The organism is Sphingobacteriaceae bacterium, assembly GCA_016715905.1.
Taxonomy (GTDB): domain Bacteria; phylum Bacteroidota; class Bacteroidia; order B-17B0; family Aurantibacillaceae; genus Aurantibacillus.
In genome coordinates this window covers 192,803-215,016 of the sequence record JADJXI010000004.1, presented here as the reverse complement: position 1 = coordinate 215,016, position 22,214 = coordinate 192,803, and the positions used below count along the sequence as shown (strand labels likewise).

Annotated in this window: 17 protein-coding genes; 10 read left to right on the top strand and 7 right to left on the bottom strand. The window is 34.5% G+C overall.

Annotated features, from left to right (window positions below):
* Window positions 1–26: 26 nt before the first annotated feature.
* Genes IPM51_05135 through IPM51_05125 form a run of 3 tightly spaced genes read right to left on the bottom strand, consistent with a single transcriptional unit; the run spans window position 27 to window position 1,490 of the window.
* Window positions 27–620, bottom strand: a complete 594-nt coding sequence (locus tag IPM51_05135) for a T9SS type A sorting domain-containing protein (GenBank protein MBK9283687.1) — start codon at window positions 618–620, stop codon at window positions 27–29.
* A 46-nt stretch (window positions 621–666) separates the two neighbouring features.
* Window positions 667–1,017, bottom strand: coding sequence for an STAS domain-containing protein (locus IPM51_05130; GenBank protein MBK9283686.1), 351 nt, complete (start codon window positions 1,015–1,017; stop codon window positions 667–669).
* Between the two features lie 2 nt (window positions 1,018–1,019).
* Window positions 1,020–1,490 carry a transcriptional repressor gene (locus tag IPM51_05125; GenBank protein MBK9283685.1) on the bottom strand — a complete coding sequence of 157 codons (471 nt, stop codon included), beginning with the start codon at window positions 1,488–1,490 and terminating at the stop codon, window positions 1,020–1,022.
* 149 nt (window positions 1,491–1,639) lie between these two features.
* Between IPM51_05125 and IPM51_05120 the strand changes: the two genes are divergently transcribed.
* Both IPM51_05120 and IPM51_05115 read left to right on the top strand, forming a co-directional pair.
* Window positions 1,640–2,425: a C40 family peptidase gene (locus IPM51_05120; GenBank protein MBK9283684.1), complete on the top strand. Its 786-nt coding sequence runs from the start codon at window positions 1,640–1,642 to the stop codon at window positions 2,423–2,425.
* Between the two features lie 43 nt (window positions 2,426–2,468).
* Window positions 2,469–3,269 (top strand): T9SS type A sorting domain-containing protein, encoded by an 801-nt coding sequence (locus IPM51_05115; GenBank protein MBK9283683.1) that lies wholly within the window; start codon window positions 2,469–2,471, stop codon window positions 3,267–3,269.
* A gap of 1 nt (window position 3,270) precedes the next feature.
* On the opposite strand, the gene IPM51_05110 is transcribed toward IPM51_05115, so the two are convergent.
* Complete coding sequence (locus IPM51_05110; protein MBK9283682.1) at window positions 3,271–5,172, bottom strand: RecQ family ATP-dependent DNA helicase; 1,902 nt, start codon at window positions 5,170–5,172, stop codon at window positions 3,271–3,273.
* 107 nt (window positions 5,173–5,279) lie between these two features.
* Between IPM51_05110 and IPM51_05105 the strand changes: the two genes are divergently transcribed.
* The 7 genes from IPM51_05105 (at window position 5,280) to IPM51_05075 (ending at window position 15,344) form a co-directional block, all read left to right on the top strand.
* The gene (locus IPM51_05105) at window positions 5,280–7,103 is read left to right on the top strand and encodes a sulfatase-like hydrolase/transferase (protein MBK9283681.1); all 1,824 of its coding nucleotides are present in this window, start codon (window positions 5,280–5,282) and stop codon (window positions 7,101–7,103) included.
* Window positions 7,104–7,215: 112 nt separating this feature from the next.
* A complete protein-coding gene (locus tag IPM51_05100; GenBank protein MBK9283680.1) occupies window positions 7,216–9,666 on the top strand; it encodes a TonB-dependent receptor plug domain-containing protein in 2,451 nt (816 codons plus the stop codon).
* A gap of 58 nt (window positions 9,667–9,724) precedes the next feature.
* Window positions 9,725–10,165 (top strand): hypothetical protein, encoded by a 441-nt coding sequence (locus IPM51_05095; GenBank protein ID MBK9283679.1) that lies wholly within the window; start codon window positions 9,725–9,727, stop codon window positions 10,163–10,165.
* Between the two features lie 165 nt (window positions 10,166–10,330).
* Window positions 10,331–11,236, top strand: a complete 906-nt coding sequence (locus tag IPM51_05090; protein MBK9283678.1) for a hypothetical protein — start codon at window positions 10,331–10,333, stop codon at window positions 11,234–11,236.
* An 18-nt stretch (window positions 11,237–11,254) separates the two neighbouring features.
* Window positions 11,255–11,683 (top strand): hypothetical protein, encoded by a 429-nt coding sequence (locus IPM51_05085; protein ID MBK9283677.1) that lies wholly within the window; start codon window positions 11,255–11,257, stop codon window positions 11,681–11,683.
* Window positions 11,684–11,849: 166 nt separating this feature from the next.
* Window positions 11,850–12,257 carry a hypothetical protein gene (locus IPM51_05080; protein ID MBK9283676.1) on the top strand — a complete coding sequence of 136 codons (408 nt, stop codon included), beginning with the start codon at window positions 11,850–11,852 and terminating at the stop codon, window positions 12,255–12,257.
* A gap of 3 nt (window positions 12,258–12,260) precedes the next feature.
* The gene (locus IPM51_05075; protein ID MBK9283675.1) at window positions 12,261–15,344 is read left to right on the top strand and encodes an ATP-binding cassette domain-containing protein; all 3,084 of its coding nucleotides are present in this window, start codon (window positions 12,261–12,263) and stop codon (window positions 15,342–15,344) included.
* A 49-nt stretch (window positions 15,345–15,393) separates the two neighbouring features.
* On the opposite strand, the gene IPM51_05070 is transcribed toward IPM51_05075, so the two are convergent.
* Window positions 15,394–16,545 carry a sigma-54-dependent Fis family transcriptional regulator gene (locus IPM51_05070; GenBank protein ID MBK9283674.1) on the bottom strand — a complete coding sequence of 384 codons (1,152 nt, stop codon included), beginning with the start codon at window positions 16,543–16,545 and terminating at the stop codon, window positions 15,394–15,396.
* A 6-nt stretch (window positions 16,546–16,551) separates the two neighbouring features.
* Complete coding sequence (locus IPM51_05065; GenBank protein ID MBK9283673.1) at window positions 16,552–17,487, bottom strand: exopolyphosphatase; 936 nt, start codon at window positions 17,485–17,487, stop codon at window positions 16,552–16,554.
* An 89-nt stretch (window positions 17,488–17,576) separates the two neighbouring features.
* Between IPM51_05065 and IPM51_05060 the strand changes: the two genes are divergently transcribed.
* Window positions 17,577–21,131, top strand: coding sequence for a S8 family serine peptidase (locus IPM51_05060; protein MBK9283672.1), 3,555 nt, complete (start codon window positions 17,577–17,579; stop codon window positions 21,129–21,131).
* A 53-nt stretch (window positions 21,132–21,184) separates the two neighbouring features.
* On the opposite strand, the gene tsaD is transcribed toward IPM51_05060, so the two are convergent.
* A complete protein-coding gene (gene tsaD, locus IPM51_05055) occupies window positions 21,185–22,213 on the bottom strand; it encodes a tRNA (adenosine(37)-N6)-threonylcarbamoyltransferase complex transferase subunit TsaD (GenBank protein ID MBK9283671.1) in 1,029 nt (342 codons plus the stop codon).
* Between the last annotated feature and the right edge of the window lies 1 nt (window position 22,214).

Genomic DNA, 22,214 nt, shown 5'->3' with positions numbered 1-22,214 from the left:
GTCCTTTTTTTGAATACTATATTTTATTACTTACTAACTACAATCTTTCTACTTACGGATTGATTATTGGATTGAAGTACAACAAAGTACACTCCATCAGCTAACTTTGCAGTTGAATAGGGCTGATTTGTTAATTCAGCAACTTGAGCACCTAAAATATCAAAAAGTTTAATCGTGATATCCTGTTCAAAATTGTGATTTAATTTCACACTAAAACTTTCTTTAGCCGGATTTGGAAACACATCAAAGCTTTGATTGGATATGGCAAATGATTTTAAGCCTGCTACCGGATTCACTAAAATACTTCCTTTCATTCCCATGGAAGCATGAACCTGGCACACAAAATAAAGGGTTCCAGCAGTTGAAACGGTAAAAGTATAATCTGCAGTTTTAACACCGAATCCGGTATTTAGTGAGGTTGTTCCGTTTGCGTTATAAGTAGTTTGATCAACTTCCACTAAAGGATGAAGTGTTGAAGCTTGAATGGTAATAACATCACCCACATTAACAGTTGAAGAAGCCGGAGTGTACATAGTACCTGAAATTGAAATGGTAAACGAGGCTGCTTGAGCAAATCCTGCTACCAATAATGATAAACATAAAGTGTAGATTTTTTTCATAGGTTTAAATTAAAGTTTGTAATACAATATTAATAAAATTCACTTACTAATTCAAATCAAGCAATTTGAAAGCGGCATCTTTTGAGTCGGCCACTTTAAATAAGGTATGAAGTTTTGTGATTAAAATCAATTCGTTTATTTTACTATTCATGTTAAAGATAACAGCTTCACCTCCTGCAACTCTTGATTTGGTTAAAAGTTGTATTAAAGTATTTAATCCGCTACTGTTCATAAACTTCAGATTCTCAAGGTCTATAGCCCATTTTATACATCCTTCTTTAACTAATTCGTCGCAGGTTTCCAGCAAGCTTTGCGCCTGTCCCTTTTCAATTAAATTACCTGATAATTTTATTAAAGCGTGATTTTCTTCCTTTTTAATCGTGTGTTCAAATGTCATAATTAATTCTTTTTATGTTCGCAGTTTCCGGTTTCGCTCAAATTCTTGCACTTAGCAAAAAAGTTAAGTGAATGATGTATTATATTAAAGTTAAGCATAGTTTCGGTGGTTTTCTGAATCTGCATGATTCTTGGATCACAAAACTCAAATACTTTTTCGCAGTCGGTACAAATTAAATGATCGTGTTGTTTGTATTTATATGCTTTTTCAAACTGAGCCATGTTTTTTCCGAATTGATGTCGAATTACCAACCCGGCATCAATTAGTATTTCAATATTATTATATAAGGTAGCTCTGCTCACCCTGTACTTCTTATTTTTCATTAATAAATACAATTGCTCAATATCAAAATGCCCGTCTTGTGAGTAAATTTCATTTAAAATAGCAAATCGTTCAGAGGTCTTTCTGTGTTTATGTTGTTCCAGATACACTTTTAGTATCTCATTCACTGCCTCTTTTACATCGTGCGCCATAATTGCCCTCTAAAATTACTCAATATTTGATTTTTTCACAAATCTTTCTTCTGACTTAAGCGTAAAAACCACTTCTAACAACACGATATTCAAAAAATAACTTAAAGTGTTTCTTTAATATAGTTTACTATGTTAACTTTAAAGGCGTAATGCAGTACGGAATTTGTCTATTAAGTTTAATACCCTGCCGTAAGGAGGCTGATAATTGTTCTGAAATGGTTACACAATTATTATTTGGCGAAACCTATACGGTAACCGAACAAAATGACGAATGGGTGAAAATTTTAAATGATTACGACCAATATGAATGTTGGATTAACCGTAAACAATATACCCGAATTTCAGAAGCTAATTTTAAACTATTACAAAAAAACGAATCGCACTTTTGTTGCGATTTATTATCAACTGTTCAAGATTTGCATACTAAAATTGAATTTCCGATTTCAATAGGTTCCCGAATTCCATTATTGAGCAAAGAAAAATCGGTTTTTGAAAGTCATCATTTTTTGTTTGAAGGAAAAAGTATTTCGGGGAACGAAAAGAAAACGGCAAAAAATATTATTCAAACAGCCAAGCAATTTATTAACGCCCCGTATTTATGGGGAGGTAAAAGTCCGTTCGGCATTGATTGCAGCGGATTTACTCAACTAGTTTTTCAATTAAATGGATATAAACTGCCTCGTGATGCATCTCAACAGGTTGAATTGGGCGCTCCGTTAAATTTCGTTGAAGAATCTGAAGCCGGAGATTTAGCTTTTTTTGATAATGAAGAAGGAAAAATCATACATGTTGGGATTTTGTTGGATCATGAGCACATTATCCATGCAAGTGGTAAGGTAAGAATTGATCGTTTTGATCATTACGGAATTCATAATTCAGATACCAAAAAGTATACGCATACTTTAAGAGTGATTAAAAAATTGGTGAATTCTTAATGTGATTATTTTTTTGTAATTTAGTGTGTTAAGTTTTTATATCATGCAAAAAATTTTAGTTTCAATATTATTCCTTTCTGCTTTTTTTGCTCAAAAAAGTATAATGGCACAAAGTGCAGTAAACAATACTTCTGTTGTATCCAATTGCGGTTGTCCGGGCGAATTATGGAGCTTTACCACTCCTTATAAACCTTGGGTTTATTTTCCCATGGCCACCAATTCTAAACGTTTAATGCATACCAATTACAACTTTAATATTCCGGCTACCGCCAGTATTACAGGGGTAAAGGTGGAATACGGTTATACAACTTTCGCCACTCCGGCAAACACACTTAAAGATTCGTTGGTTGTTTTGTTATTAAATGGGACCATGAATGGAGAAGACAAATCGCCTGAAAGCCCTTATTTTGGAACCTCCGGTAACCTGAGTTTTGGCGGACCAAACGATACCTGGAATATGTATTTAACACCAGCTGATATTAATTCGCCTGGATTTGGTTTTAATTTCAAATTATTTTCAAGTGTTGCCAACGCTCAATTAACGGTAGCTAATGGGGCGAGTATTACAGTGTATTATAATAATGCGGCCGGAGTAAAAGAATGGCAGAATGCTTCTGAGGGTATGCAAGTATCATTTAATCGCCAATATCTTACAGCCAAATTCAACAAGGCGGAAACATCAACTATACAAATTCTTGATTTAAATGGGAAAATGATATTGAGCGAAGAATTTCAAGTGGCAGATTCGGCTAGTTTACGTATTGAAAATTTAAAGTCGGGTGTTTATATTTATCAGATAGCAAGCGGACCACACAGAAAAAGCGGAAAATTTAATATCGATTAAATTATTTGAGAAAGTAACCGTTCTCTCCTTCTCCCACAATATTATCATCTATCAATTCATTCAAGGCCATAATCCAGGTATCGTGATTATAGATAAGCATTCCTTGTTTTAAGTCTGATAAATTTTGTCTTTTTAAAGCGAGTAAGGATTTAATTTTTTCCTTGGCTTTACCCAAATCTTTTGGTTTCAAAGCTAAACAAACATCGCAATGACCACAATTGTGATTGTCAAACTCATTAAAATACATCAGCAATTGACTTTGTCGGCAAATCTTATCATTTTTTGAATAGGCAATTACATCCTCTATTCTTTTTAAATAAAGTTGTTTCAGAAGCTCATAATTTTTGGGGTCAAACTGAAGATGATTGGCGTTAATTCTATTACGGGTAAAAATTAGTTTTGGCATTTTTGCCTGTGGTATGTAGGCCAATAACTTATTATCGTGCAAAAGTTTTAATTGAGAAGAAACTAATTGCGAACTCGATTTTATACGTTGTGCCAATAAGTTTTCACTAATATGAACGTAATTCTCAAATAATCCGCCATAACTCCGAAGTAAGGTTTTGATTAAGTACTCATGCTTTGGAAATCGCAACTCAAATTCATACAATGTTTCTTTGTTAACTAAAATATGAACTTTAGACGGCTCAAATCCGGCTTCGAAAAGAGAAACATAATTTTCTTTCTCCAAAAATTTAATACTATTATATACTGTTAAGGCCTGCAAATTGTAACTGGCACAAATTTTTTCAATATCAAAATCAACGCTTACACCTTCCCCGGAGTTAACCGCTATTTGATAATAATTGCAAATGGCTGAATAAGCTTGTTTGATTTGTTCAATTTCCGGAAAGTTTAATAAATAACGATCAACTAATTTAACCCGATCGGCTTCCGTACAAAAAATAACTGCGTAAGCCGTTAATCCGTCCCGCCCTGCTCTTCCTGCTTCCTGAAAATAAGCTTCCAAACTATCCGGTAAATCTAGGTGTACTACAAATCTAACATTCGCCTTATCTACACCCATTCCAAATGCATTAGTGGCACAAATAATTTGAATTTTATCTGAAGCCCAATCTTCTTGTATTTTAGAACGATTCAAATAATTCATTCCGGCATGATAAGCTTCAGCCGAAAATTTATTTTGTTTCAGGAATTTCGCTGTTTCTTCACAGTTTCTTCTGTTTCTGGCGTAAACAATTCCACTACCTCCTACGTTTTGTATGAGTTTCACCAAGCGCTCAAATTTATTTTCTTCAACTTGCACCACATAACGCAAGTTTTTTCTTTCAAATGAGCTGTGAAAAATTTGCTGATTTTTAAACTCTAGTTTAACCTGAATATCTTCCTTTACTTCCTTAGTGGCACTAGCGGTTAATGCTATAATTGGAATTTTATCAAAAATCAAACGTAAATCTTTAATGTGTAAGAAACTCGGACGAAAATCATAACCCCACTGCGAAATACAATGAGCTTCATCTACGGCTATTAAATTTATTGGAAGGTAAGCAAGCTTAGCTTTAAAATCTTCATTTTGCAATCGCTCGGGAGAAATATACAAAAACTGAACATGTCCCAGCGCTGCATTATTTAAAGCAATATCGATCTCCTTAAAGGTCATTGAAGAAGAAATCGCGATAGCTGAAATACCTTTCTTTCTCAATTGATTTACCTGATCATTCATTAAGGCAATTAAAGGGGAAATCACCAATGTGGTACCACCTAAAACTAAGCCGGGAATTTGAAAGCAAAGTGATTTTCCTCCTCCCGTTGGTAATAAAGCCAACGTATCGTTTTTAGCCAATACAGATAAAATAATTTCTTCTTGCAGAGGCCGGAAAGAATCATGTTTCCAATACCGTTTTAAAATCTCACGTATATTTTCCCTTATTTTATCAGACATAATGCACCTGTTAAATTTATGAATAAATTTGCGATGCCGAAATGAACAACTATAGCAGTCAAATTAAATTATTAGTCTTAAGATTAAGTTTTATATACTTATTATACTTGCTTAGCCGAATTTTATTTTATCTGGCCAACTATAAATTCTTTCCTGACATCACTTTTGTTGAATTAATCGTTGATTGTTGGTACGGCCTGCGTTTTGACTCCTTTAGCATTGCCGTATCCAATTCTTTATTTATTCTTCTTTCGATTTTACCCGTTCATTTATTCGCTCAAAAATTTATTCAAAAAACAATACGATTCATATACGTATTTATGAATGCCCTGTTTTTATTGCCCAATTGTATTGATATGGCCTACTTTTCATTTATCAGAAAAAGATCAGGATCCGATTTGTTCAATCAAATAGGCGGACAAACAGATTTAATGAAATTACTACCCGTGTTTTTTGTTGATTTTTGGTGGGTTTTATTAGTGTTTTTAGGTATTATAATAAGTTTGGTTTTATTTATTCGTAAAAATTATTTTAATAAAAATTCTTGGATTCCTTTAAAATCTACTAAAGCCAAACTTCGTCAAACATCTATTGCTCTTTCTGTTGTTTTTATAACTTTTCTCTGTATACGAGGTGGAATAAACAGGAACCCTATTGACATAGTGGATGCTGCCAATTATCACGCACCTCAATTTGCGCCAATCATTTTAAACACATCCTTTACAATTATTAAATCAATAGGAGAAGATATACCTGAAGCTTATCAGTTTTATAAAGAAGATGAATTAAAAACATTATTTAATCCTTTACATCAGTTTGGAGACAGCACTTTTAAAAAGACAAATGTTGTGGTTTTAATTCTTGAAAGCTTCGCCAAAGAATATACAGCTTTAGGTAACATTAAAAGTTATACTCCATTTTTCGATTCTTTAATGCAAGAATCTTTTGTTTTTAATAACGCTTTTGCCAATGGCGCAAAATCCATTGAAGGAATACCCGCCATACTTTCCTCCTTTCCATCCTTAATGGAAAACCCCATAATTAATTCTTCATTCGCAAATAATCGCCAAACTTCATTTGCAAGCATATTAAATAAGGAAGGATATACCACTGCGTTTTTTCATGGCGGATTTAACGGAACCATGAATTTTGACACGTATGCAAAAATTGCAGGTTATAAACATTATTTCGGAAAAAACGAATACAATAACAATTCAGATTTTGATGGTTTTTGGGGAATTTGGGATGAACCCTTTTTACAATACGCTATAAAACAAATGAACGGGTTTCAAGAACCTTTTCATAGCACAATTTTTACGTTAAGCTCCCATCATCCTTATAACATCCCTGAGAAATACAAAAATCGTTTTCGTAAAGGCCATATGGAAAACCTGGAGTCGGTTGGGTACGCTGATTTTTGTTTGCAGCAGTTTTTTAATGCAGCTAAAAAATGTGCATGGTTCAATAATACTTTATTTATTATGACCGCCGACCACTGTAGCCTGTCAGAACATCCGTTTTTTAAAAACACCGTTGGATTAAAATCAATTCCTATTGCATTTTACACTGCTGATCATCGATTCAAAGGCACTTACACGCACAGTTTTTCGCAAATAGATATTTTACCGACTGCTTTGCATATGATGGGGTATTCAAAACCCTTTTTCTCCCTGGGACAAAGTTTCTCTAAGCGAAACGGAAATAATTGTTATTACTACGAAAACGGCTCGGTGTATGTGGTATGTGATTCCATTCTTCAGGTTTACAATCGTGATAAATTAACAGCCATTTATAATTTTAAGCGAGATAGTTCATTGCACCATAATGTGATTAACTTTTATCAACCTAATTCCATAACCGAACAACAGTTTAAAGCGTTTTTACAAACCTATAACCAAACGCTTATTCACAACAGTGCAAGTGTTGAATAAATTAAATTTTATATTGGTTCCCGAAGTAATAAATACTACTTATCTTCGTTAATTAATAGTTCTGAATCGGATACGCAAATATTTATTTTTTTTCTCCCTAATTTACTCAGCATTGCTCTCGGCTCAAACAGCAGAACTGAGCGGATTTGTAAAAGGAGGTGATGATGATGCACTGGAAGGTGTTACTATTGGAGTTAAAGAAAATCAGTCACAATACACTTACAGTAAAGAAAATGGTTTTTATACGCTGAAAATTGACGCAAATGTTTTGATTACTGTTTTATTTTTTAGTCCGAGTTACCAAACTATTACGCATACCTTAATTGCTAAGCCAGGAGAAAAAATAACTTTTTCACCTCAATTAAAATTTAAAAATAACTTAACTGAAATTGAAGTGCGAGACCTAAAAAGCAGAAGTGAAGAAGCAATTCGCATTGATCCTTTAATTTTTAACCAATTACCCAGTCCAACCGGAAATATTGAAGACATCATCAAAACGCAATTAGGAGTTAGCAGCAACAATGAATTAAGTAGCGGGTATAGTGTACGAGGTGGTAACTTTGATGAAAACCTGGTTTACGTGAATGACATTGAAGTGTATCGTCCTTTCTTAGTCAGAAGCGGACAGCAAGAAGGATTAAGTTTTGCCAACCCATTTATGGTGCAAAATATTAATTTTTCAGCAGGAGGATTTGAAGCCAGATACGGCGATAAAATGAGCAGTGTTTTAGATATTACTTATAAAAAGCCGTTGAAATTTGAAGGTAATGCATCGGCGAGTTTACTGGGAGGAAATGTGCAACTTCAAGGTATCAGTAAAAACAGATTGGTGGCCTGGAACATCGGTACGCGTTATAGAAGTAATGTTTATTTATTGAAAAGTTTAGACACCCGAGGAGAATATCGTCCAACCGCACTTGATTTTCAAAGCTTTTTAACTTTTGATGTAAACCCAAAATTTAAAGTGGAATTTTTAGGAAATATAAATAGTAATAAATATTTGGTGATTCCCACGAACAGAGAAACTACATTCGGGACTGTAAATGACGCTTTAAAACTTACCGTTTATTTTGATGGTCGTGAATTGATGCAATACAATACCAGCATGGCCGGTATAGCAGCAACATACAAACCAAACGGCAGAACAAAATTGAAATTTATTTCATCTGCTTACCAAGCCAATGAGGAAGAAATATACACAGTACAGGGGCAATATTATATTGATCAATTGGAGGCTGACCTCGGCAAAACAACATTCGGACAAGTTGCCTTTAACAGGGGCGTGGGCACCTTTATCAATAACGGAAGAAATTATTTAAAAGCAAGTGTAATTAATTTTGAACACAAAGGGATTTTTAATGTGAAAGAAAAACAACAATTACTTTGGGGCGCTAGATATCAGTTGGAAAATATAGATGATAAATTAAGTGAATGGAGGTCTGTTGACTCAGCCGGTTATTTAGTTCCTTATAGCGTTAATTCTATCGATTTAATTGATGTGTATAAAACGAAAATATCATTACCAAGCCAAAGGTTGCAGTGTTATACCCAATACAACTTTAATCAAAAATTAAAAGACTCTTCAGATATCATTTTTACAGCAGGAATTAGAGCGAATTACTGGACTATAAATGAGCAATTATTAATTTCACCACGAATCACTCTTGCTTATAAACCCAATTGGAAAGCCGATTGGTTATTTAAAATAAGTTCCGGACTTTACTATCAACCTCCATTTTACCGCGAGTTAAGAACGTTAAATGGTACAATTAATACCAATGTTAAAGCACAACAATCCATCCACTTGGTACTGAGCGGTGATTATATTTTTAAATTATGGGAACGACCGTTTAAATTAATCAGCGCTATCTATTACAAAAATTTAAGTCAACTAAATACTTATGAAATTGACAATGTTCGGATTAGATATTTTGCAAATAACAACTCAAAAGGTTACGCTACCGGATTGGATTTAAGAATTAATGGTGAATTTGTAAAGGGGGTTGAAAGTTGGGCAAGCATTGGATTGATGAGAACCTATGAATACTCTAAAGACAATATTCATTATGTTTATTACAATAGCCGCAATGAAGAAATTATTAAGGGTTATACTTTTGATCAGGTGAAAGCCGACAGTGTTCAAATTGATCCGGGTGAAATTCCAAGACCTACCGATCAGTTAGTAACATTCGGTTTATTTTTTCAGGATTATTTACCAAAAGCACCGGCATTTAAATTTAACATGAATCTGCAATTCGGGAGCGGACTTCCTTTCGGTCCACCTACACACATTCGCTGGCAACAGGTATTACGTATGCCGCCCTACCGGAGAGTAGATGCAGGATTTGCGTATAACGTTTTGAAAAAAGGAAGAGAACTGAAAACAAAAAATGCCTTTAATAAATTACGGGAAATGTGGATTTATCTGGAAGTATTTAATCTGTTACAGGTGCAAAACACTATTTCCTATACTTGGATTCAAGATGTAACAGGAAACCGTTACGCTGTACCTAATTATTTGACCAATCGTCAATTAAATGTTAGGTTACAAATAAATTTCTAATTGTTATTGCTTTTTCCATTTATTTGATAAATTTGAATTACTAAAAAAACCAATAATTATGTTTGATTTAAAAACTGCAATAACAAATATTGCAAACAAATGGAAATACAAGCTCGACGAAATAAGTCCGGGTGTATTCAGGATGGATGTGGCCATTAAAATGAAGGATGGTTCATGGAGATATCAGATGGTTTATGCATGGATCATTGCCGGCAGACATTTCGGTAAAGATGTAGTTTACATGAATAGCCGATGTGGAGAATATAATCCTAACTTAAACCACTACAAACTATTAAAAGAAGGCGGGTATGGAACTTACGCACAAGTTACCGTTACTACAGATAAAAGAGCAAATGGTGAACCATGCGAAACAATAATTGTACAAGCCGTTCAGCCCGTAGAATTAACCAATGAAACCATCTTAAATGAAGTGATATACGACGTGGCTTATAATGCAGATATCATTGAAGAAACGTACTTTGGCGGCGATAATAATTAGTCAATTCTCAATCGTGTAAATCAGTGAATTGCCTGTATTGATTTTAACAAATCAAGCTGATGTTGATTAACATCTTTTTTTGTTGATTTCAGTATTTTTTATTTACTTGCACCGATTTAATCCTTCAAAAACAGTATTTTGTCGATGAATATCAAAAAAAATTTAATGAAAAATCAATTCATAACCCCGGCAGTAATTGCAATGCTAAGTCTTTTTACCCTAAACTCATGCGGTGATGGAAAAAAAGACGATGGCAACAAAGATGAAATTGTTGAAACTTCAGATACAGTAAAAACTTCTGTATTGAATATTGGAGGTCAACTTTTTAGCGTACCATCTCCAATTCAAACTGCATTATTGATTCAGAAAAGTGGAATTAACTATGATAAGTCCATTCTTGCGGCTTCAAATAAAGTAAACACCTTATCAACTGATTTTACCAGATCCTTAAATTTGGGCATATATGGAGCTGATTTAGGCTATGTTTCACTTTATAGTCAAACTCAGGATGCCCTGGGTTATCTAGCAGCAGTAAAACAGTTAGCCGATAAACTTGGTATTTCGGCTGCCTTTGATGCCTCTACGATGGAAAGAATTCAAAAAAACGTGACCAATAAGGATAGTATGATGGTTTTGGTTGGAATTGCTTATCGCGGAAGTGATAATTATTTAAAGACCAATCAAAGATCTGACATATCAAGCTTAATTTTAACCGGTGGATGGTTGGAAAGTATGCATTTTTCAATTAGTGCGTATAAGTCTAAACCTACTGAAGATATCAAATACAGAATTGCAGAACAAAAATTAGCCTTAAATAGTTTAATCAATATTTTAGGATCTAATTCGGCTGCTGAAGTTAGCGAACTAACAAATCAACTGAAAGAATTATCTGTTATTTATGATGGCATCTCTTTCGCCTATAAGTTTGAACCATCCGTTGACGATTCTATCAAAAAAGTAACTTACATTAACAGCACAACAGAAGTTACTGTAAGCGATGAGCAAATTGTAAAAATCAGCGAAAAAATAAAATCAATCAGAGATAAAATAATCAACGCTACTCAATCATAATCATTCAGTAATCAGAATATGAAAAAATTAATTATAGTACTTTCATTTGTAATAGCAGGCTCGTTCATTAACAAAATGAATGCTCAATGCGATACAATCGCCAATGTATGTTACAAGCACATTACATCTCAATTTATTTCTGATGGTCAATTGTATAGAGCTTTATTGTTGAATTCTGAAGAAACTGCTGAATTCCGTTCTACCTTTTTTGGGGAAACTACATACCGTTTAGCTGCTTGTAGCGGCACAGGAGACGGCAATCTCATTTTTAATATTTTTGACCAAGAGCGTAACTTGTTATTTAGTAATAAAAATCAAAAAAATGCTCCTTATTGGGATTTTAAAGTGAAAAGTACCATAGAAGTTACCATAGAAGGCCAATTGGATGCTAATCGAAATCCGGGATCAGGCTGTGCTGTTATTCTTATTGGATTTAAACAGAAGTAATTAGCAACAATTTATTATCAAATTATTTCAAGGATAAAGTAGTACTTTATCCTTTTTTCGTATATTAGTTTTCTATTATTATTAAATATTTGAAGTGAAGAACATTGTTCTAATATTCTTGTCATTTTTATACATTTCCTGCTCTTATGCTCAAGATTGCACTTTTTTGAGCGATACTGTTTTTATACCTAAGGAAAATAAAACCTATCAATCAGATTACCTCGAAGTTGAACTTAAAAACAAAAGTTTGGTACAACTGGTTAAAGCAGATAACAAAAAATATTATCTGAGAATGATTGTAACTGAGAATTTGTATTTTGACAAAGTCGCTTTATTGGAAGTTATTTCCGGTAAAAAAAGTTTTTATGTAAAAGATACCAAACATCATCAATTTGATAAGCACAGAGGATATTATTGTTTCGAAATATTTCAGAATTATATTGGCACATTGAAGGATGATGGAATTACTGCAATAGAATTTGGCAAGGTACATACTTCTTTTTCTAAGTCCGATTGTAATCATATTAAATCAATAGCCAAATGCTTTTATGAAAGCATTAGTGAAAAAAAATAATTTATGAGTGAACGAATATTAAGAGCCTTAATGCAAATGTTTTCGATTATTGCGAAAGTCGATGGCATTAACAACACCGGCAGACAAATTGTTGAATCTTTTCTTAAACAACAATTGAGTGCAATACAAGTTGCCACTTATTTAAAAATATTTGATGAATACCTTGAGTCGAACACCGTTGCCAGTAAGAAAAAAGAAGGCGCAGCAAAACGTACTTCATTAAACTCGGTAAAAGTTTTAAAAATATGTACGCAAATTAATCAGGAACTTGAGCAAACTCAAAAAGTGATTGTGTTACTTCGTTTGCTGGAATTTATTTACTCTAGTAATGAAATTTCAGAACAAGAATATGAATTTGTCGTTACGGTGGCCGATACATTTAATATTCCAAATGATGAGTTTACTTTACTCAAATCATTTATTGAAGATAAAGTTGAAATTATTCCGAATAACCCACATATTTTGGTTATTAATAATACGGAAGGTGGCTATGGAAATCAAAGCAAGCATTTGTATAGCGATTCAGTGTATACGGATATCCGTATAATTAATATCCAGAGCGTGGGTATGTATGCCTTACGTATCTATGGAAATCTGGAATTGGTTTTAAATGGTCAAGGTATTTCAAAAGAAAGGGTTCACATCTTCACCCCGGGATCTTCCATTCGTTCAAGCAAAATTAAACCAATATATTATTCGGATGTTATTAGCAGATTCTTAAGTGATGAATCTCAATTAAAGGTAACGTTTGAAGTTAAAAATTTGGAGTACAAATTTAAGGGAGGCAAGCTTGGTTTAAGAGATGTAAACATCAATGAAGAGAGCGGCAAGTTGATTGGCATTATGGGTGGATCAGGTGCAGGTAAATCTACTTTATTGAATGTTCTAAATAGCATGGAAACGCCAAGTGGCGGATCAGTGAAAATTAATGGTAAAAATATTCATACCGAAAGCGGTGATCTGGAAGGCGTAATTGGTCATGTAAGTCAGGATGACTTGTTGATTGAAGAGTTAACTGTATATCAAAATTTATTTTACAACGCTAAACTATGCTTTGGTAACTTAAGCGATGATGAAATAAGTAAGCGTTGTGTTCATTTATTAGCAGAATTAGGCCTAAGCGAAACCAGTAATTTAAAAGTGGGCTCTCCGCTTGAAAAAACGATTTCCGGCGGACAAAGAAAACGTTTAAATATTGCCTTAGAATTAGTTCGTGAACCCAGTGTGTTGTTTGTAGATGAACCAACTTCCGGATTATCTTCACGAGACTCAGAAAATATTATGGATCTTTTAAAAGAATTGGCTTTAAAAGGGAAATTAATATTTGTGGTTATTCATCAACCTTCGAGTGATATTTATAAAATGTTTGATAAACTAATGATACTCGATGTTGGTGGTTTCCCGATTTACTATGGAAATCCGGTTGATGCCGTTAGTTATTTCAAACGATTGGTAAATCACGTAAATGCCGAAGAATCAGAATGCGTACACTGTGGAAATGTAAATCCGGAACAAATTTTCAATATCATTGAAAGTAAGGTGTTGGATGAATACGGACATTTAACTTATACCCGTAAGGTAACACCGGCAGAATGGAACGCCCATTATAAAGAAATTATTGAAAGTAATATACATTCAGAAAAGAAGCACACCGAAATACCGGAAAGTATTTTTAAAATCCCGAATATTCTTAAGCAATTTAAAGTATTTATAACCCGTGACGTTAAAAGCAAACTAACCAATACGCAATATTTACTCATTAACTTTCTGGAAGCTCCATTGCTTGCTTTTATACTCGCTTACTTGGTTCGTTTTTTCAATACAGATGTAGATACGAGTAAAGGATACGTTTTTAGTGAAAATGAAAACATCCCTGCTTACATGTTTATGTCGGTGGTAGTTGCCTTGTTTATTGGACTTACCGTAAGTGCCGAGGAAATTATTCGTGATCGTAAAATAAGAAAAAGAGAATCGTTTCTCAACTTAAGTAAAGGAAGTTACTTGTGGAGTAAAATCATCATCATGTTTGTTTTATCAGCTATCCAAACCGTAACTTTTGTTGCTGTAGGAAATTTGGTGCTAGGTATTAATGGAATGTTTTTAGACTATTGGATGGTATTATTTACAACTTCTTGCTTTGCCAATATGTTAGGTTTAAATATATCTTCTGCTTTTAATTCAGCTGTAACCATTTATATACTTATTCCTTTTTTAATAATTCCACAATTACTTTTAGCCGGCGTGGTAGTGAAATTTGACAAATTAAACCCTACGCTTGCTAAACAAGGAGGCGTTCCGGTGGTTGGAGAAATGATGGCCAGCAGATGGGCTTTTGAAGCTTTAGCCGTAAATCAATTCAAAGAAAATAAATTTGAAAAGAGATTTTATAAATACGATAAAACGATTAGCGTTGCTCAGTATAAAAAAGATTATTGGATGCCTAAACTAGATCAAAAAATTACCAAAATTGAATTAGGATATAAAGACAATCTGACTAATAAAGATTTGGCTTCTGATATTGAATTGCTACAACATGAAATTGGGCAAGAGTGTAAACAAAATAAAAAAGTATCGTGTGAAGTTTTGGGGCAGATTAATGTAAATGACTTTAACATGGCAGTAGCCACATCTCTTCGCAATATTTATTTAAAAAACTTAAAAGATTATTACATTAATTTAAATAATGCGGCTTACAATAAAAAAGAAGATCTCAATCGCTCTTTACAGAAAAATGAAGAAGAACATCAAAAATTCTTGAAATTACAGGCAGATTATGATAATGAAAATTTAAATAATTTAGTAAAGAATGCCAGTGAAATGATTAATAAATGTATTGAAAAAGACGGTAGACTTATTCAGTTATCCGATCCTGTTTTCCATGACCCTACAGATTCAAAAATTGGCCGCGCGCATTTCTTTGCACCAAGAAAGAACTTGTTTGGAAAGTATTATTCTACATTTTGGTTTAATCTCTGTGTAATTTGGATTATGAGTTTCTCTTTAATAGTAACCTTGTATTTTGATGTATTTAAGAAGGTATTGGACTTTTTCGGTAACATCAGATTCTTTCAAAAAAAGAGAGACTAAAATTTTTAAGAAAGGAAGAACAAGTATTTTATTGATTTTTAATTAAAGTTTAGCCGAACTGTTTAACGTCCTGTTCAGAAATTTCATTACCACCAAGAATTAATAATCTTTCAATTACGTTTCTAAATTCCCTTATGTTACCTGGCCAGTTCTTGTTTTTTAATGCTTTTATAGCATTATCAGTAATTACTTTTTTTGCTACTCCCATCTCTTCACAAATTTGCTCAATAAAATAATTGGCTAATAATGGAATATCCTCTTTCCGATCATCTAAAGAAGGAACATGAATGGGTATTACATTTAAACGGTGATACAAATCTTGCCTGAAGGTTTCTTTTGCAATTTCTTTTTCCAGATCTTTATTGGTTGCCGCAATAACTCTTACATTCACTTTGATTTCCTTATCCCCTCCTACCCTCGTAATTTTGCTTTCCTGTAATGCACGCAACACCTTGGCCTGTGCACTTAAACTCATATCACCAATCTCATCCAAAAACAATGTACCACCTTCAGCCAATTCAAATTTACCTTTACGTTGTGCTACAGCACTTGTAAAAGAACCTTTTTCATGTCCGAATAACTCACTTTCAATTAACTCCGAAGGTATTGCCGCACAATTCACCTCAATTAGTGGTCCGTTGGCTCTGTTACTTTTTTCATGCAGCCATTTGGCAACTAGTTCTTTTCCACTTCCATTCGAACCGGTAATTAAAACCTTAGCATCGGTAGGTGCAACCTTATCGATTATATCTTTAATAGCCTGAATTGCCGAAGCTTCCCCAATCATATCCACCGTTTTAGTTATTTTCTTTTTTAAACTTTTTGTTTCTGTAACAAGTTCGCCTTTCTCCAATGCATTTCTTACGCAAACCAACAATCTGTTTAAATCAATAGGTTTAGCCAAGTAATCGTAGGCCCCTTTTTTAACTGCGTCAACAGCTGTATCAATATTGCCGTGTCCGCTCATGATAATAACTGTACTTTGGATATTTGCTTCCATTAATTTTTGAAGCAATTCAATACCATCCAACTTAGGCATTTTTATATCACTTAATATAATATCGTATTCATTTTTAAGCGACATATTCAACCCCATTAATCCCTCCTCTGCCTCTTCTACTTTGTGATTTTCAAACTCTAGAATTTCTTTGATAGACCTTCTGATAGCCTTTTCGTCATCAATTACTAATATTTTTGCCATGAAACTTTACTTGTTTTTTAATTTATTTAAATAATCAAACAATGCACCTTCTTTTAAAGAGTATGTGGAAACTCTGAATTTAGTTAATGGGATATTCATTAAAATAAAATTAATTAATAAACATGAAATTACAATCATATCAAATCGCATGGGTACAAGCCCTTTAATTTTTTTTCGCTCAGTTAAATTTGATGATATAACCAGCTCGCTAATTTTTTTATAATTCATTACATCTACATCATAACAGCATTTTTCCTCAAGCAATTCTTCTCCATTCAATTCACCATGTATCATTTCTATAACCGAATCAAAGGCACCGGAAGATCCGATTAATCTTATTGGAGTATGTTTTTTAATGGCATCCAAAAGCTCAGTAGTTTCAGCATTTAAATAATTAATAATATTATTCGCCTCTTCTTTTTGGATTGGATCCCCTGGATTAAACTTTTGTAAAAGGCGAGACGCCCCCAGATTATAACTTTTTTTCCAAAAAATATTCTTTTTATCAGCCAGAATAAATTCCGTACTTCCTCCTCCAATATCCATAATCAATGAAACTGTATCTTCCAAACAGGCAGCTTCCCGGCAGCCATAATAAATTAGTTCGGCTTCTTTTTCACCATCTATAGTTTGAACCTGTAATCCGGTTTGCTTTTTAACAAGTTTAACAAAATCTTTTCCATTAGCGGCATCACGAATGGCGGAGGTAGCGTAAACCAATGCATGATCAACTTTATAGCTTTTAATAATCTCATTAAACTCAATTAATGTTTGTATGCCTCTTTGAAAAGGCACCTCTGCAATAAAACCCTGATTAATGGCAAATTCTCCTAGTTTAACGGCTGACCTCGTATTAAAAAGCTTGTTAAATTTTTGTTCAATACACTCAACAATTAAAATATTAAAGGTATTGGTACCGCAATCTATAACAGCTAGTCTCACTTGATAAATATACATTAAAATTCGACGAAATTATTTGGGTTAAGGCTGTATTTAGCATAAATTTATGTAACTAATAATCAAAATCAAACATGAAAAAACTATTACTTGCTTTAACCGGAATTTTCTTTTTTGGAATTTCTACGGCGCAAACCGCACAAAAAGAATATGTAGACGGAAAAGTTTGGGTTAAATTTAATCCATATGCTATAAAAAAAGTGGCAAAAGATGACCCTTTTCATTTACCACTGAACAAATTACCTGAGATAAATAATTTGGTGGGTAAATTTTCCATCACCAACGTTTCAAAACCATTTTTTCAAGCGGATGATGATGCCAAGTTGCCTTATGTATTACAGATTAATTTTGATAAGAGTACAAAAGTTGATCAACTGATTGAAGATTTGTATGCTATCAATGGTGTTGAGTATGCCGAAAAAGTTCCGGCCATGTACACTTATACTACACCTAACGATCCGTTATATAGCCAACAATTACCTGAAATGAATCAGATATTGGCCCCAACTGCCTGGGATATTTTTAATTTAAATTCGAATGTTCCGGTTGCGGTTGTAGATAATGCTGTAATGTGGACTCACGCAGACTTAGTACAAAATACATATACGAATGCTATTGAAGCTGCAGGAACAACCGGAGTTGATGACGATGGTAATGGATATATTGATGATATTAACGGTTATGATGTTGCAGATAATGATAATAATGCTGTGCCTACTTATTCCACTATGTGGCACGGTACCCATTGCGCCGGATCGGTTGGGGCAAGAAACAACAATGGTGTTGGAATTGGTTCCATTGGATGGAATATTAAAATTATTCCGGTTAAGTGTACAGCAAATGGTCCAGGTAACACTAGTATTGATAATGGTTACGGCGGAATTATTTACGCAGTAAAAGCTAAAGCCCGAGTTATTTCTTGTTCATGGGGAGGCACCGGAAGTAGCCAGGCTGCACAAGATGTAATTAATTATGCCTGGAATAAAGGTTGTATTATTGTTTGTGCTGCCGGTAATGCCGGATCTTCAACACCACATTATCCCGGTGCTTATCAAAACTCATATTGTGTTGCAGCTTTGCAAACCACAGGTGGAAGCGCAGGAGTAAAAGCAAGTTTTTCAAATTACGGACAAACTGGCAATCAGTGGGTAGATATTTCTGCCCCAGGTGTTAGTATTTACAGTACACTTGCATATACCGGAACTCCGGCTTATGGAAATTCTGATGGTACATCGATGGCCACTCCTATTGTTGCCGGTTTATGCGGACTCATGTTAGCTTATGTGCCACAAATGACACAGCAAAATGTTATTAATTGCATCAATACTACTGCTCAAAATATTTATACTTTATCAGGAAATATATCTCCTATAAATTTTTCAACAGGGATGAGATTAGGAGCCGGATTGATTAATGCTACTGCCGCTATGAATTGTGCAACCGGTTGGTTAAATGCTCCGCCTGTAGCCAACTTTTTCAGTTTGGTAAAAAATACTTGTCCAAATACTCCAATTACCTTTCAGGATAGTTCGCTTTATATTTATAATCCGGCAACCTGGAGTTGGACCTTTCAAGCTGGAACTCCTGCAACTTCAACATCTTCTATGCCTACAGTACAATGGGCCGCACCGGGTACCTACTCTGTGGGTATGACTTTAAGTACACCAAATGGAAGTAACTCAATTACTAAAATTTCATACATCACAGTTAGTAATCCGATTTCTTTGCCTTTAAATGAAGGCTTCCAAACTTTACCGTTTTTACCGGCAAACTGGACACCGGTAAACATTGGAAACGATAATGTTTATTGGTCGAGATCAACCGCTGCCGGTGGATTCGGAACAAGTACCGCCTCTGCGCTTTTTGATAACGCCGGATTAGATGCAGCCGGAGATCGAGATGAAATGCGAACGCCTAAATATAATTGCTCTAATGTCGTGTCCGCCAAATTAAGATTTGATGTGGCTTATAAAGTATTAAACAATATTGAATCAGACACTTTGCGAGTTAATGGCAGTACCAATTGTGGTGCAAGTTGGTCTAACCTCTATATTAAAGGTGGAACTGTGCTTGCCACAGCGCCGCTCACACCAACAGCATACCCACTATGGATTCCAACCTCCACACAATGGAGAACAGATAGCATTAATGTAACTGGTTTGGTTGCCGGACAATCCAACGTCATGTTCAACTTTGTTAATCATGGACATTATGGTCAGGGGATTTATTTAGATAATATTAATTTATTTTTCCCTGCTCCAACAACAACATTTGCAGTTCCACCGCCGGTTTGTGCAGGCACACCTGTTACCTATACAAATAATTCTGTGGGTGCCGGTAGTTATTTGTGGACATTCCAGGGCGGATCTCCTGCTACCTCCACCTTAGTTAATCCAACAGTTACTTATTCTGCAGGAGGTGTATTTAATGCTACACTTGCAGCCTATAATGGAACTACAGCCACAATACTTACCAAAACAATTAGTATAAATGGAATTCCGACTGTTGCTGTAAATAATCAAACTATTTGTGCCGGTGGTACTGCCACCTTAAATGCAACAGGCGCACAAACTTATACTTGGAGTACCGGTTTTGTTGGAAATCCATTGTTAGTAGCGCCAGGTGGTAACACCGTGTATTCTGTAATTGGTAATTCTATGTCTTGTTTATCATCATCTACTACAGTGAGTGTAACTATTGGATCGCAATTATCTGTGTTTATTACACCAAGCACGCCAACAGTTTGTGCTTCCGGTACCAGTACTTTAACAGCTAGTGGCGCGGTCAATTACACTTGGAGTACGGGATCAAACGCAACAGCTATTGTGGTAACTCCAACTACAAACACTACTTATTCTATTATAGGTTCAAACGGAGCATGTACTGGAACAACCATAATGACAATGACCGTGATTCCAACCCCTAGCATTAATTTAAACATTACACCTTCCTCTTCTATTTGCGCAGGTGATACAGCCACTTTAGGTGCCAGCGGAAGCTATACTTCATTTACCTGGGTTACACCTACCATTGTGGCCAATTCCATAACCGTTAGCCCGAGCTCTAATACAACCTACACGGTATACGGTGCAGGAACAGGAGGTTGTAATACGAGTAGTATTGTAAACGTTACAGTAAAACCTTTACCTATGGGTGTAGTAACTACAACAGATGCTACTTGTGGCGGATGTCCGGATGGTGAAGCTGTAATTACGGTTACTTCCGGTGTGAGTCCTTACACTTATCAATGGTTACCGGTTGGAGGAACTCAAAGTTTTGTAAGCGGATTTGCGCCGGATTGTTATTCAGTAAATGTAACAAGCGCTAACGGTTGCGCAAACCTTCACACCTTATGTATTGGCTTTAATACCGGACTTCAAAACGGAAATATTAATACATTCAAAGGGTTGAATATTTTCCCTAATCCGGCAAACAATATTGTAATGATTGATTTTAATGGAAATATTTTTGATGTTAAACTTTACAATACCATTGGTCAATTAATCTACGATAGAAAAAATAATTCTCATTTTGCCATGATACAATTAGAAGAATTAGCAAAAGGAGTTTATACTATTCAAATTGAAGCAGGAAGCGAAATTGTTCGCAAAAAATTAATTATTCAATAAGAAAGAAATAGCATTCAAATTTAAAAACCGCTCAATGAATTGGGCGGTTTTTTTTATATATGAATATTTACATTTGGTATTATAGAAAGATTTTCAAATTCTTTTTTAAGAAATTTAAAATAAGCGGCTATGCCAATCATAGCGGCATTATCCGTACAATATTCAAATGGCGGGATTTTTGCACTCCAATTTTTTGACTCACACAATTCATTCACTTTAGATCGAAGACAAGAGTTAGCGGAAACTCCGCCTGCCAATGCCAAAGTGCGAATACCATATTCTTCCATCGCTTTTGCGGTATTCTCTAATAAAGTATTGATCAAGTGATTTTGATAAGAAGCGCAAATATCTTCTATATTTTTTTCTACAAAATCATTATCAACTTTTACTTGATCTCTGATAAAATACAAAAAGGATGTTTTAATGCCACTAAAACTAAAATCATATCCCCCGACTTTAGCTTTTGGAAAGCTATATTTATTTGCGTTTCCATTCTTCGCGAACCGATCAATCAGCGGTCCTCCCGGATAAGCTAAGCCTAAAATTTTTGCAGCTTTGTCAAAAGCTTCTCCTACTGCATCATCTGTCGTTTCTCCTATCAAATTAAAATCAAAATAATCTTTTACCATTATTAATTGCGTGTGTCCGCCCGAAACGGTTAAACACAAAAAAGGGAAATCAAGTTTTGCTTGTTGCTCTGCAGGATTACGAATGAAATGAGCTAATACATGAGCCTGCATGTGATTTACCGCAATGAGCGGAATGTTTAAAGCAAGAGCAAGTGATTTGGCAAAACTCAATCCAACAAGCAAACTACCCATCAATCCGGGCCCATAAGTAACAGCAATTGCATTTATTTCAACCAGTTTAATATTAGCAACTTTTAAAGCTTCCATTACCACGGGAACTAAGTTTTTCTCATGATCTCGGCTGGCTAATTCAGGTACAACACCCCCGTATTGCTCATGAATTTTTTGGCTTGCAACAATGTTGGATAAAACAACATCGTTGCATAAAACCGCCACTGATGTATCGTCACAACTACTCTCTATCGCAAGTATATACACCCTATTATTTTGCATT

Bases quoted from the DNA above. Each gene is read 5' to 3' on its own strand.
- IPM51_05135 (MBK9283687.1), bottom strand. From the start codon at position 620: ATGAAAAAAATCTACACTTTATGTTTATCATTATTGGTAGCAGGATTT.
- IPM51_05130 (MBK9283686.1), bottom strand. From the start codon at position 1,017: ATGACATTTGAACACACGATTAAAAAGGAAGAAAATCACGCTTTAATA.
- IPM51_05125 (MBK9283685.1), bottom strand. From the start codon at position 1,490: ATGGCGCACGATGTAAAAGAGGCAGTGAATGAGATACTAAAAGTGTAT.
- IPM51_05120 (MBK9283684.1), top strand. From the start codon at position 1,640: ATGCAGTACGGAATTTGTCTATTAAGTTTAATACCCTGCCGTAAGGAG.
- IPM51_05115 (MBK9283683.1), top strand. From the start codon at position 2,469: ATGCAAAAAATTTTAGTTTCAATATTATTCCTTTCTGCTTTTTTTGCT.
- IPM51_05110 (MBK9283682.1), bottom strand. From the start codon at position 5,172: ATGTCTGATAAAATAAGGGAAAATATACGTGAGATTTTAAAACGGTAT.
- IPM51_05095 (MBK9283679.1), top strand. From the start codon at position 9,725: ATGTTTGATTTAAAAACTGCAATAACAAATATTGCAAACAAATGGAAA.
- IPM51_05090 (MBK9283678.1), top strand. From the start codon at position 10,331: ATGAAAAATCAATTCATAACCCCGGCAGTAATTGCAATGCTAAGTCTT.
- IPM51_05085 (MBK9283677.1), top strand. From the start codon at position 11,255: ATGAAAAAATTAATTATAGTACTTTCATTTGTAATAGCAGGCTCGTTC.
- IPM51_05075 (MBK9283675.1), top strand. From the start codon at position 12,261: ATGAGTGAACGAATATTAAGAGCCTTAATGCAAATGTTTTCGATTATT.
- IPM51_05070 (MBK9283674.1), bottom strand. From the start codon at position 16,545: ATGGCAAAAATATTAGTAATTGATGACGAAAAGGCTATCAGAAGGTCT.
- IPM51_05060 (MBK9283672.1), top strand. From the start codon at position 17,577: ATGAAAAAACTATTACTTGCTTTAACCGGAATTTTCTTTTTTGGAATT.
- tsaD (MBK9283671.1), bottom strand. From the start codon at position 22,213: ATGCAAAATAATAGGGTGTATATACTTGCGATAGAGAGTAGTTGTGAC.